The sequence below is a fragment of the Mucilaginibacter lappiensis genome (assembly GCF_900155965.1).
In the GTDB taxonomy this organism is placed as follows: Bacteria; Bacteroidota; Bacteroidia; order Sphingobacteriales; family Sphingobacteriaceae; genus Mucilaginibacter; species Mucilaginibacter lappiensis.
In genome coordinates, this window is record NZ_FTMG01000011.1 from 129,646 (window position 1) to 141,566 (window position 11,921).

The following is an 11,921-nucleotide window of genomic DNA, read 5'->3' on the forward strand; positions in this document are numbered from 1 at the left end:
AGTCAAGTTAGGTCATCTGAACGCTGTAAACAAATAATTTTAAAGGTCACTGTAATTGTTATGCTATAGGTTTGGAGTAGATATTGTTCAAAAGGTAATCAACAAAAAAGCCTCCCCAAGACGGGAGGCTTTAAAAACATTAAAAATCCGAAATCGAAAATCCGACTTCCGAAATTAAGATGCCATTTGCTTGCGGATAATGTTCAGCGCACCGCCAGCCTTAAACCACTCAATTTGCTGAGCGTTATAAGTATGGTTTACCGCGAACGAATCAACAGAACCATCTTTGTGGTGCAATACAACGGTTAACTGTTTGCCTGGAGCAAAAGTAGTTAAGCCGTCAATATCGATCACATCATCTTCCTGGATCTTATCATAGTCGTTGGTATCGGTAAAAGTGATACCTAACATGCCTTGTTTTTTAAGGTTGGTTTCGTGGATACGGGCAAATGATTTTACCAGTATGGCACGTACACCCAGGTGACGTGGCTCCATAGCCGCGTGCTCACGTGATGAACCTTCGCCATAGTTTTCGTCGCCTACTACTACAGTGCCAATGCCATTCGCTTTGTAATCGCGCTGGGTAGCTGGTACCGGACCGTATTCGCCGGTCAGTTCATTTTTAACGTTATCAGCAGTATTGTTAAAATAGTTGATAGCACCAATCAGCATATTGTTAGATATGTTATCCAGGTGACCACGGAATTTTAACCATGGGCCCGCCATAGAGATATGGTCGGTAGTACATTTACCTTTAGCTTTGATCAGCAATTTTAAGCCTTTCAAATCGGTACCTTCCCATGCTTTAAAGGGCTCCAGCAATTGCAGGCGTGATGATTTTGGATCAACAATAACAGATACTTTGCTGCCATCCTCGGCTGGTGCCTGGTAACCTGCGTCTTCAACAGCGTAACCTTTTACCGGCATTTCAATACCTTGTGGTTCATCAAATTTCACCTGCTCACCGTTTTCGTTGGTCAAGGTGTCGGTTAATGGGTTAAAGGTAAGGTCGCCTGCGATAGCAAATGCGGTCACAATTTCTGGCGATGCTACGAAAGCGTGGGTATTAGGATTACCATCCTGGCGTTTAGCAAAGTTACGGTTAAACGAAGTGATGATAGAGTTTTTGCGGGTAGGATCGTCGGTATGACGGGCCCATTGACCAATACACGGACCGCATGCGTTAGCCAACACCACACCGCCCATTTGACCAAAAGTATCCAGGTAGCCATCACGTTCAACCGTGTAGCGTACCAGTTCAGATCCCGGGGTAATAGTAAACTCAGCTTTGGTTTTTAATTTTTTATCGATAGCCTGTTTCGCGATAGACGCGGAACGGGTAATATCCTCATAAGATGAGTTGGTACAAGAACCAATCAAACCAACCTCTAATTTGGTAGGCCAGTTGTTTTCTTTAACCGCTGTAGCGAATTTAGAAATAGGCCATGCCAGATCCGGAGTGAACGGACCGTTTACATGTGGCTCTAGTTCAGATAGGTTGATCTCAATCACCTGGTCAAAATATTGCTCAGGGTTAGCATAAACTTCTTCATCACCGGTTAAATGTCCGGCTATAGTATTGGCAAGCTCGGCAATATCGCCGCGTTTGGTTCCGGTTAGGTAAGCAGCAATTTTTTCGTCATATCCGAAGATAGAAGTGGTAGCGCCAATTTCGGCACCCATGTTACAGATGGTGCCTTTACCTGTAGCCGATAGTGAACGTGCACCTTCGCCAAAATATTCAACAATAGCACCGGTACCACCTTTTACAGTAAGAATACCAGCCACTTTTAATATTACGTCTTTTGCTGATGTCCAGCCAGAAAGTTTACCGGTTAATTTAACACCAATCAGCTTAGGGAATTTAAGCTCCCATGGTAAGCCTGCCATTACATCGCAAGCATCAGCACCACCAACACCAATAGCAATCATACCCAAACCACCCGCGTTAGGCGTGTGCGAATCGGTACCGATCATCATACCACCCGGGAAAGCGTAGTTTTCTAAAACAACCTGGTGAATAATACCAGCGCCTGCTTTCCAGAAACCAATACCATACTTATCAGAAACAGAGGCTAGGAAATCATAAACCTCGCGGTTTACATCAATAGCAGTATTTAAATCGGCAACAGCGCCAACTTTTGCTTGTATCAGGTGATCGCAATGTACAGTAGAAGGAACAGCCACTTGCGGACGGCCAGCCTGCATAAACTGCAAAAGGGCCATTTGAGCAGTAGCATCCTGCATAGCTACACGGTCTGGTGCAAAATCAACATAATCCACTCCGCGGCCAAATGCTTTTTGAGCATCGCCCTCAGAAAGGTGGGCATATAAAATTTTCTCGGTTAAGGTTAGATGTTTACCGGTCGCTTTACGGGCAGCATCCACACGGGTGCTGTAGCGATCGTAAACTTTTTTGATCATATCTAAATCAAAAGCCATTTGTATTTGATTTTTAGGTGAAAAGTAAACGAATTGATACCAAACCCAGTACCTGGACTCAGTGCGGCGAATTTACAAAAATTACTACTAAAAGCTGTCAGTCAATTGTGTAAATGTTATTTGGAGATATTCTAAATAGGGTGGCTCCCTAATCTCCTAAAGAGGGAATACAACTTTCAGCAGGCAGTTTGCGGGGGGCGAGATTATGCTGCTATGAAGGTACAGTTGGATGCTATATATTTGCCGGTTCAAATGAAAAGCGAAAATATTTACCCGGTTAACAAAACGGACTATCCACTGGTTATAGAGGTTTGGGAAGCATCGGTAAGGGCAACACATCATTTTTTAACTGAGGCTGATATTCAGTTTTATAAACCACTGATATTGGATCAATACCTAGATGCAGTTGATCTTTACTGCACAAAAGCAAACGGTATGATTTCCGGCTTTTTGGGTTTAAGTGATGGTATGGTGCAGATGCTCTTTATCCATCCGGACTCAAGAGGCCTGAGCATTGGAAAAGCGTTGCTCCAATTTGCTGTTGAGAAAGGTGTAAAAAAAGTTGATGTTAATGAACAGAACCAACAGGCAGTGGGTTTTTATGAACATATGGGGTTTGTGGTAACGAACCGTTCTGAAATTGATGGTTCAGGGAAACCATATCCTATACTATCTATGGAATTAACCGATCAGGCTTAATATGGAAATAACGATAACCGATTATCAGGATAACTGGCCGGATATGTTTGCCAGGGAAAAAGAAAACATCAGCAGGATACTGGCATTTTTGAACCCGGCAATTGTTCATATAGGCAGTACATCAGTACCCGGGCTTTGTGCCAAGCCGGTAATTGATATACAAGTAGGATTAAAAGATGCCGATGATCTGGATAGAACAATCGGACCGATGCAGCAGGATTATACCTATGTTAAAATGTTTGAACCCGACTGGCCATCGAGACGATATTACTGCCGTTATGAAAGTGAAAAAGGAGGTGTTATACCATCGCTCATTTATGTAAATGATGTGCCATCTTCTAAACAGGGCTTAATATCCTTAACCCATATCCATGTTTTTGTAAAGGATACTGACGATTGGATCAGGCATATCGCTTTCCGGGATTACCTTGAGGCGCACCCCCATGAGCGCAACGCCTATTGCCAGCTGAAAAAAGAATTATCGAAAGTTGAATATGAAAATATGATAGCTTATAAAGATGCCAAGAACGATTTTGTAAAAGAGGTTCAGCAAAAAGCCGTTACATGGTATAAAAAGCTGAATGGGATAAATTGATCCGGGTTCCCCGCCTCATGTGAACAGCCCACTGCATTCCCCCTTTAGGGGGTTAGGGGGCGAAACTCATACCCCGCCTTACTCCATACTTCCAATGCCCTGGGTAACACGTACTTCACCCGCTCATACGCTTTCAGGCTGTCGTGAAATACAATGATAGAACCAGCTTCGGTATGTTTCAAAACATGCTGCAGGCAGGCTTCAGGTTTTAAATTAATATCGAAATCGCCGCTTAATACATCCCACATGATAATTTTGATATCCGGGCGGGCAACCTGCAGATCATGGATCTGTTGTCTTTTGATCCTGCCATAAGGCGGCCGAAAAAGTGGGGTATTTAGTATTTTATCAGCCTGTAAAAAATTATCCAGGTAAGTTTTGTTATCTGTTTTCCAACCTTTGAGGTGATTGTACGTATGATTGCCAATAGTATGGCCGTCGTCAATCACCTGCTTGAAAATGTCCGGATGTTTTGCTACATTATCCCCGATACAGAAAAAGGTGGCTTTGGCATTGTATTGTTTTAAAATATTTAATATATGTGTTGTAACAATTGGTATAGGCCCATCGTCAAAAGTGAGATAAATGCAACGATTAGCTTTGCTTTTATTCCAGATGAGTTGGGGGTACAGCTTTTTTAGCAGCCAGGGTGTTTTAATCAGATACATATTATACAAAAAGGGCCTTATATGTTTTATTTAAAAAAATAAACAAAAATGAACATGCAAGGTAAGCATCAGTTGCTTACAATTGCATATAAAAACTTATGAAACCAACATTGTCACTACCCATTAAAACAACTCTTATAGGTGCTATTGTATTTTCGGCACTTGGTTTTCAAGCTAAAGCGCAGGAAGTAATTACTTTACAAAAAGCGATAGACCTTACCCTTGAGCGAAATTTAACCATTAAACAATCACAGTTTACCGAGGCAATATCTGAAGAGGATCTGAAGCAATCGAAATATAATCAATTGCCCAACCTTACGGCAGCGCCGCAAGGTGGATTCAACTTTGGTCGTAATATAGATCAGTCAACCTATCAGTTCATTAATCAGCGCATTTTGCAGGTTTATGGTCAGTTCTCTACACAGGTTACCTTATTTCAGGGTGGGCAGTTGCGTAACCAGATCATCCAGAACCGGATATTGGTTGATGCCAATAAAACCGCCACATCAAAAGTTAAGAACGACCTGGTATTAAACGTAGTTACCACCTTTTTGCAGGTATTAACCAACCAGGACCTGGTTAAAGCGTCAAAGCAGCAAATTGAGATATCAAAGCTAACGCTGGATAGGGCACAACAAAATTATAATGTCGGTAATCAAACTCTTGCCGATCTTTCACAGGCAAAGGCCCAGCTTTCGACCTCAGAACTTGACTATACCAATGCTCAAAATCAGCTGGAATCATCCATGCTTACCTTAAAGCAATACATGGAGATGAACCCGGCTACCGAAATAGATGTGCAAAAACCGGATATAGGTAAATTGAGCGACATTAAAGTAATATATGACCCACAGGATATATTAAAAACGGCATTGAACGTAAATCCGGATGTACTGCTTGCAGAGGTTCAGCAAAAATCATATGAACAAGCCATAAAAGTTGCTAAAGGCAATTATTATCCCACTGTTACACTGGTTGGGCAGGCCGGTTCTAACTACTCCAATGCAAAAAATACAATTGACCAGGTAATATCAACCGGTACATTGACTCCTATAGGTGTTGTGCAAGGTACTAATCAGGTAGTTGTACAACCAGGCTTTACCCAAACGTATAAAAGCAACCCATTTTTTACCCAGCTAAGTAATAATTTTAACCAGGCTGTAGCTTTAAACTTACAGATACCAATTTTTGGCAGGTTTACTGCACGTACCTCTGTACGCAAAGCAAAACTTCAGGCTCAAAACGCGGAGGTGACTGCTCAACTGGCTCGTAATACCCTGAGCAAAGTTATTTATCAGGCGGTTTGGGATTTGCGTGCTGCCGAAAAGAAATTTTTATCAACTACACAAACTTATAAGGCCAATAAAGATGCCTTTAATATTACACAGCAACGATTCACGGTTGGTTTAGTAAACTCACTGGATTACAATACCTCGTTAACCAATCTCAATAAATCACAGTTTGATATGATTGAGGCTCAATACCAGCTCATTTTCAGGAGTAAGGTAATTGATTATTACCTGGGCAATCCAATAACGCTGTAACACCACAAGCTTAATTTTTTAAACATATAATAAAATATCGAAACGCACAGTCATGGGAAAAACTACTAAATATATTTTGATAGCTCTGGGGGCAATAATTGTATTGCTCATTTTAGCAAAGGCGACCGGCATTATTGGTAAGCCGTCTTTAACCCAGATAGCCACCGAAAAAGCCGACGTGCGTGAGATTAATGAAACGGTATCTGCCAGCGGTAAAATAAAACCGCATGTGGAAGTAAAAATAACCTCAGAAGTATCTGGTGAGATTGTTGAACTGCCTGTTAAAGAAGGAGACGTGGTTAAAAAAGGTCAGCTGGTTTGTCGTGTACGTCCTGATATATTAAAATCTGGATATGACCGCGCTGTGGCAAGTTACAGTACCCAAAAAGCAACTATAGGCAATATGGCACAATTGCTTAAACAGGCAGAGGCTACTTTTGCTAACCAGGAAGCTACTTTTAACCGCACCAAAACACTTTTTCAAAATAAAGTGCTTACCGTGTCTGAATTTGACAATGCCAAAGCCAGCTACGAAGGTGCTAAAGCCAGTTTAGAAGCAGCCAGGCAAAACCTGGTTGGTGCACAGTTTGGGCTCCAACAACAATCAGCTTCGGTTAAGGAAGCACAGGATAACCTGGCTAAAACCAGCCTTTATTCGCCGGTTGATGGGGTGATCTCCAAACTGGTGATTCAAAAAGGCGAGCGTGTTTTGGGTACCCAGCAGTTTGCGGGTACCGAGATCATGACCATATCTGATTTGAGTAAAATGGATGTGAATGTTGACGTAAACGAAAATGATATTAACCGCATAACCATAAATGACCCTGCAAATATTGAGATCGACGCGTTTTCCGGTAAAAAATTTACAGGTTCGGTAATTGAGATAGGAAGCTCGGCAAATGTATTGGGTACCACTGCCGATCAGGTAACCAACTTTACGGTTAAAGTACGTATTGATGCAGATTCCTATACTGCGCTGCTGAAAAAGACCGTCGATAATCCGTCGCCTTTCCGTCCGGGTTTAACCGCTACAGTTGATATTAACACTAACCATGTAAAATCATTGTCGGTTCCTATTCAATCGGTAACTACCCGTGATGAGAAGAAAGATACAGGTGCAGCGGCGGCTTCAAAGGATGATAAGAAGTCACAGATTAGCGCTCCGGCTAAAGAGTATGTGTTTGTTTACTCGGCTCCGGGCAAATTAAAGCAGGTGCAGGTAACTACCGGTATCCAGAATGATACTTATATTCAGATCCTATCCGGCTTAAAAGGCGGCGAAGAAGTAGTATCTGCCCCATATTCCGCCATATCAAAAACATTAGCAGACGGTATGATGGTTCAAAAAGTGGATAAATCAAAACTATTTAATACAGATAACAAGTAATCCCAATCGGGAATAAAATCATAAAAAAGGGCTGCTTCAAATTTTTGGAGCAGCCCTTTTTGTTTACTATTGATGTGGTTTAAACTTTTAACCCTCCGAAAATGCTGAACATCATCACACTCAAAACCACAAAAGTGATCAGGATATAAAGCCTGTCTTTTTCCAGTATAAAACCTATCAATGAAAAAAAGATGCGTAAAATAGGTGTGGCAATTAATACCAGTACGCCCAGTTGTATAATGCCTTTAGCGTTAAATGTACCAACGCCACTGAAGATCTGGCTGATGGTGGTAAAGCCTGCCTGCTCACCCACAAAGGTGTGATACGCAGGTATGCTGCTATGTTGATATTGGTGCAGATAAATAATACCGCCGATAAAAACAATAAGGCTTGCGGTGATCACCCCGTATCTTAATAAATAACCAATCAGTTTTTCTATATCCTGGTCAGCGGTAAAACTTGAAAATATCTTTTTCATGATCTTGTTTTTTTAGAATTTGTGGTTATAACCATTAAATATCATTTCGACAGCAACAAAGGTGATAGCTACGCAGAAGATATATTTTAACACTTTGGGATCCATGCGGGTAAGCAGTTTGGAGCCGGTAAACGCGCCGCCCAGTACGCCCAACATCACCGGGAAAGCAATGCCCGGATCCATGTAACCTCTTTGCAGGTATACCACCGCGCTGGCAGCGGCAGTAACGCCAATCATGAAATTGCTGGTGGTGGTACTCACCTTAAAGGGTATGTGCATAGCCGAATCCATAGCCAAAACTTTTAAAGCCCCGGAGCCAATACCTAACAGCCCTGATAAAACGCCGGCCAGGGTCATGATAGAAAAGCCTGCACCTACGTTTTTTAATTTGTATTCCACCTCGCCATCTTTGGTGGGGTAGCTGCTATTGAGTTTTAATTTATAGGAGAGCTTGCTGCCTTCGGTTAAGGCTGCCATGTTCTTTTTACGGAGAGTCATAGCAGCCGAAAATAACAGGATGACACCGAAAAGAATTGCGATGGTATTGGTTGGTGTATACACCGCGATGATAGCGCCGCAAACAGCTCCCACTGTAGTGGCTATCTCCAGGAACATTCCTAAACGGATATTGGTGATGCCCTCTTTGATATAGGCGCTTGCCGCGCCTGATGAATTGGCGATAGATGCCAGCAAAGCCGCGCCGATGGCGTAGCGTATATCTACATGAAATACGAGTGTGAGCAACGGGATAACCACTACGCCGCCGCCTAAGCCGGTGAGTGAACCAACCAGGCCGGCCAGGTAGGCCCCTGCCAATAAAATGAGGGTGAATGTTATGATGGTCATGGTATAGGATATTAATAGTTGTTATTTAAAATTTGCTGTATTAGTTGTTCTGCCTGTTTAACTTTTTGGGCTTTGATGGCCTTAAACAGCTGCTCATGTAAGTGATGACTCATGGCAAAATGACTGATGCCTTGAGACTCGCGTTTGGAAAAGAAATCGCGGATGATGAGGGTGAAACTTTCATAAAGATCGGCCAGTACGTTGTTGAGGGAGGCATGAGCTATGGCCATGTGAAAGGCTACGTCGGCATCAACACAGGCTTGCCGCTGCTCGGATTGGATAGCTTGCTTTCTTTTTTCCAGGCATTCCTCAATTTGAGTTATATGTGCTTCGGAACGATTTTGTGCTGCCAGTCTTACTATTTCACCTTCCAGTAATATCCTTACTGCATTGATCTGATCGAAATCCGCATTTTTTAAACGCTGTTCGATGGTTTGCTCGCTTATAAACGAGTTTACAAATGTTCCGGAGCCCTGCTGCACTTTAAGTATGCCGGCCGTGGCCAGGGTTTTAATGGCTTCCCGAATGGTGGAACGGCCAACACCGTATAGCTGCATCAATTCGGGCTCGGCAGGTATTTTTTCGTTGAGCTTGAATTTGCCCTGCGCTATATCATTCCTGATTTGGCTGATGACGCGGCTGCCGAGAGTTTCTTTCTTATCCATATCGTTGATGATTTGATATGCAAAGGTGTGATGTTTTAATTAAAACATCAGATGTTTAAAATATTATGACATTGGTATGACAGGATGGGGGTTTGTACGAAGAGAATAAAAGAAAAATGTCATTGCGGGGAGGAACGACGAAGCAATCTCCTAGCGTTTAATATGCAAATGAGGAGATTGCCACGCTGCGCTCGCAATGACATAATGGGAATTGAAGCAGGAATAAAGTAGGGAGACGTATTATTTATTCCATCACCCCCTGCAAACTCATCACTGCCTGGTCAAGGAAATTGGGGATCAGCGTGTGCTGGGTATGGGTTATTTTGTCCGGATCGCCCAGGCGGTCGAGCATTTCGCGGTACTTTACTTCGCCGTGCTCATTGATCACTTCTTCTTTTTTCTCTTCCCGTAACAGCATGTCCTTCATGCCGGCGGCATCCGCTTCGGGGTGAAACTGGGTAGCAAAAAAATAATCGTTATAACGAATCGCCATCATGGCTCGTGGAAACTCTACATGCGGGCGTTCTTTTTCAATAGCTACCAATTGCATGCCTAATTCCCGGAAACGTTTTTCGTCGGGATTGATCACCTGCCAGCTGCGCGAGTCGACGGCATAGAATGGATCGCCCAAGCCTTCAAAAACAGGTTCATGGGCACCCGCCGGGGTTTGATTAACCGGCAGCACACCAAATGATGGCGAGCGGCGCATATTGATATCGCCCAGTTTATAATGGCGGCACATCAGTTGAAAAGAGTGGCAAACAAACAGCGTATGTTTTTTATCGGTGGTGTTGGAAAGGTTGTGATCTTCCAGTTTTTCTATCAATCTGAAATATTTTTTCTCCCATTCGGTACCTTCCGATATCAGCGGATCGCCGGGGCCACCGCTGGAAATATAAATGTCGAAATTGGTACCCGGCATTTCACAGCGCCGGCGCACATCAAATATCTGATAACTTAAATTCAGCTCATGCTGTGCCTTATACCGGTTCAAAATTTCCTGGAAACCACGCATTCCCTCATTAGCTATCCCATCATATAAGTCGAGTATCGCTACCCTGATTTCCGGTTTTGTTGTCATAAGCCCCCTCTAAATCTCCCCCGGTAGGGGAGACTTTTTGTTTTAGTTTAATAATTTATTTAAGTCCTCACTTAAAGCCCCTCTAACTCCCCGGTAGGGGAACTTTTTTATTTAAAGCCCTCCCTTCCGGGGAGGGTTTGGGTGGGGCTGTGTGCCTACAATCCCTTTAAAGTTTGCGAGGTAATATAGTCAACCACGTCTACAAAGCTACTGTTTTGTTGGTAAACGGCTAACTGCCTGTCGGCGCCGGTGCCATGTTCCAGTATTTTGTGTACGTATTGCAGATCATCGCGCGAACCTAATTCGTCTACCACATCATCCACAAAATCCAATAGTTCCAATACCAGCGAACGGGTATTTACTTCCATCTCCTTACCAAAATCGATCATTTTACCGTCGATGCCATAGCGGGCCGCCCGCCATTTATTTTCATTGATAAGGGCACGCGAATAGGTGATGAACGTCATATTCTGCTGCCTTAGCTTATACAGTTTGGCGCACAGCGCCTGGAACAAGGCTGTAAAGGCAATGGTTTCATCAACCAGCATGGGGCAATCACAAATCCGGAATTCAATGGTCTCGAAGAAAGGGTGTACGCGGATATCCCACCAGATCTTTTTGGCATTATCAATACAATTGGTTTTTACTAGTAGCTTGATATAGCTATCATACTCCTCAATACTGCTGAAAGTATCTGGTATACCTGTACGCGGAAACTTATCAAACACTTTTGTGCGGAAGGATCTGAATCCGGTGTTGCGCCCTTCCCAAAAAGGAGAGTTGGTTGATAAGGCGAAAACATGCGGCAGAAAGTACCGCACCTGGTTGGCTATATGAATAGCCATATCGCGCGATTGAATGCCCACGTGCACATGTAAACCAAAAATAAGGTTGGAACGTGCGGCTTCCTGCATTTCGTCCACGATCTCAAAATATCTCGGATGATCGGTAATTAGCTGGTGCTGCCAGTGCGAAAACGGGTGCGTACCCGCGGCGCCGATACGTAAACCAATGTCGCCGGCTAGTTGAGCCACCGTAGTACGCAGTTTGCTTACCTCCTGACGGGCCTCCTGGGTATTGTGGCAAATATGCGTGCCCACCTCCACCACAGCCTGGTGCATTTCGGCCTTTACCTGATCCTCGTGGATCTTTTGGGCACTATCCACAATTCGCTGCTCGTGCGATTTTAGCTCCCTGGTCACGGGATCAATCACCATAAATTCTTCTTCAACACCTAAGGTAAACTCGTTCATAATTGGTTAGGTTATCATTACTCATTCAAGCAACTGTCATTCTTCTACCTGCGCTCGTTTGCAACGACTGCTTAACATGGGTTTGCGTTTAAAACGCTATGGCGATGCAATCGCCGCACCATAATAAGCACTCGTTGCAAACCACAGGTGTTGGGAAGACCGACTTTTTATAAAAGTTGTCATTTCGATAGAGCTTGGGTGGGAATAAGCGTTGTGCGAAAGAGAAATCTTATACGCGACGCAAAGCTATAATTGCAAATTGT

At 43.3% G+C, this 11,921-nt stretch carries 11 protein-coding genes; 4 read left to right on the top strand and 7 right to left on the bottom strand.

Annotated elements, in window-relative coordinates:
- Nucleotides 1-174 precede the first annotated feature (174 nt).
- The gene (locus BW976_RS19530) at nucleotides 175-2,442 is read right to left on the bottom strand and encodes an aconitate hydratase (protein WP_076375570.1); all 2,268 of its coding nucleotides are present in this window, start codon (nucleotides 2,440-2,442) and stop codon (nucleotides 175-177) included.
- Between the two features lie 213 nt (nucleotides 2,443-2,655).
- Between BW976_RS19530 and BW976_RS19535 the strand changes: the two genes are divergently transcribed.
- Both BW976_RS19535 and BW976_RS19540 read left to right on the top strand, forming a co-directional pair.
- Complete coding sequence (locus tag BW976_RS19535) at nucleotides 2,656-3,141, top strand: GNAT family N-acetyltransferase (protein ID WP_245834744.1); 486 nt, start codon at nucleotides 2,656-2,658, stop codon at nucleotides 3,139-3,141.
- Nucleotide 3,142: 1 nt separating this feature from the next.
- Nucleotides 3,143-3,736, top strand: a complete 594-nt coding sequence (locus BW976_RS19540) for a GrpB family protein (protein WP_076375572.1) — start codon at nucleotides 3,143-3,145, stop codon at nucleotides 3,734-3,736.
- A gap of 44 nt (nucleotides 3,737-3,780) precedes the next feature.
- Here the strand turns inward: BW976_RS19540 and BW976_RS19545 are convergent, their stop codons facing one another.
- On the bottom strand, nucleotides 3,781-4,404 hold the full coding sequence (locus BW976_RS19545; RefSeq protein ID WP_076375574.1) for a polysaccharide deacetylase family protein: 624 nt from the start codon (nucleotides 4,402-4,404) through the stop codon (nucleotides 3,781-3,783).
- Between the two features lie 98 nt (nucleotides 4,405-4,502).
- Between BW976_RS19545 and BW976_RS19550 the strand changes: the two genes are divergently transcribed.
- Nucleotides 4,503-5,948, top strand: coding sequence for a TolC family protein (locus BW976_RS19550; protein WP_076375576.1), 1,446 nt, complete (start codon nucleotides 4,503-4,505; stop codon nucleotides 5,946-5,948).
- 52 nt (nucleotides 5,949-6,000) lie between these two features.
- Entirely contained in the window at nucleotides 6,001-7,335 is a 1,335-nt protein-coding gene (locus BW976_RS19555) for an efflux RND transporter periplasmic adaptor subunit (protein ID WP_076375578.1), read from the top strand.
- A gap of 79 nt (nucleotides 7,336-7,414) precedes the next feature.
- On the opposite strand, the gene BW976_RS19560 is transcribed toward BW976_RS19555, so the two are convergent.
- The 5 genes from BW976_RS19560 to BW976_RS19580 form a co-directional block, all read right to left on the bottom strand.
- On the bottom strand, nucleotides 7,415-7,813 hold the full coding sequence (locus BW976_RS19560; RefSeq protein ID WP_076375580.1) for a DUF1634 domain-containing protein: 399 nt from the start codon (nucleotides 7,811-7,813) through the stop codon (nucleotides 7,415-7,417).
- A gap of 12 nt (nucleotides 7,814-7,825) precedes the next feature.
- Entirely contained in the window at nucleotides 7,826-8,659 is an 834-nt protein-coding gene (locus tag BW976_RS19565; RefSeq protein ID WP_076375582.1) for a sulfite exporter TauE/SafE family protein, read from the bottom strand.
- 11 nt (nucleotides 8,660-8,670) lie between these two features.
- A complete protein-coding gene (locus BW976_RS19570; RefSeq protein WP_076375584.1) occupies nucleotides 8,671-9,324 on the bottom strand; it encodes a FadR/GntR family transcriptional regulator in 654 nt (217 codons plus the stop codon).
- 244 nt (nucleotides 9,325-9,568) lie between these two features.
- A complete protein-coding gene (locus BW976_RS19575) occupies nucleotides 9,569-10,405 on the bottom strand; it encodes a type 1 glutamine amidotransferase (RefSeq protein ID WP_076375586.1) in 837 nt (278 codons plus the stop codon).
- A 155-nt stretch (nucleotides 10,406-10,560) separates the two neighbouring features.
- Nucleotides 10,561-11,658 (bottom strand): carboxylate-amine ligase, encoded by a 1,098-nt coding sequence (locus tag BW976_RS19580; protein WP_076375588.1) that lies wholly within the window; start codon nucleotides 11,656-11,658, stop codon nucleotides 10,561-10,563.
- Between the last annotated feature and the right edge of the window lie 263 nt (nucleotides 11,659-11,921).

Bases quoted from the DNA above. Each gene is read 5' to 3' on its own strand.
- BW976_RS19575 (WP_076375586.1), bottom strand. From the start codon at position 10,405: ATGACAACAAAACCGGAAATCAGGGTAGCGATACTCGACTTATATGAT.
- BW976_RS19565 (WP_076375582.1), bottom strand. From the start codon at position 8,659: ATGACCATCATAACATTCACCCTCATTTTATTGGCAGGGGCCTACCTG.
- BW976_RS19530 (WP_076375570.1), bottom strand. From the start codon at position 2,442: ATGGCTTTTGATTTAGATATGATCAAAAAAGTTTACGATCGCTACAGC.
- BW976_RS19540 (WP_076375572.1), top strand. From the start codon at position 3,143: ATGGAAATAACGATAACCGATTATCAGGATAACTGGCCGGATATGTTT.
- BW976_RS19545 (WP_076375574.1), bottom strand. From the start codon at position 4,404: ATGTATCTGATTAAAACACCCTGGCTGCTAAAAAAGCTGTACCCCCAA.
- BW976_RS19560 (WP_076375580.1), bottom strand. From the start codon at position 7,813: ATGAAAAAGATATTTTCAAGTTTTACCGCTGACCAGGATATAGAAAAA.
- BW976_RS19550 (WP_076375576.1), top strand. From the start codon at position 4,503: ATGAAACCAACATTGTCACTACCCATTAAAACAACTCTTATAGGTGCT.
- BW976_RS19580 (WP_076375588.1), bottom strand. From the start codon at position 11,658: ATGAACGAGTTTACCTTAGGTGTTGAAGAAGAATTTATGGTGATTGAT.
- BW976_RS19535 (WP_245834744.1), top strand. From the start codon at position 2,656: ATGAAGGTACAGTTGGATGCTATATATTTGCCGGTTCAAATGAAAAGC.
- BW976_RS19570 (WP_076375584.1), bottom strand. From the start codon at position 9,324: ATGGATAAGAAAGAAACTCTCGGCAGCCGCGTCATCAGCCAAATCAGG.
- BW976_RS19555 (WP_076375578.1), top strand. From the start codon at position 6,001: ATGGGAAAAACTACTAAATATATTTTGATAGCTCTGGGGGCAATAATT.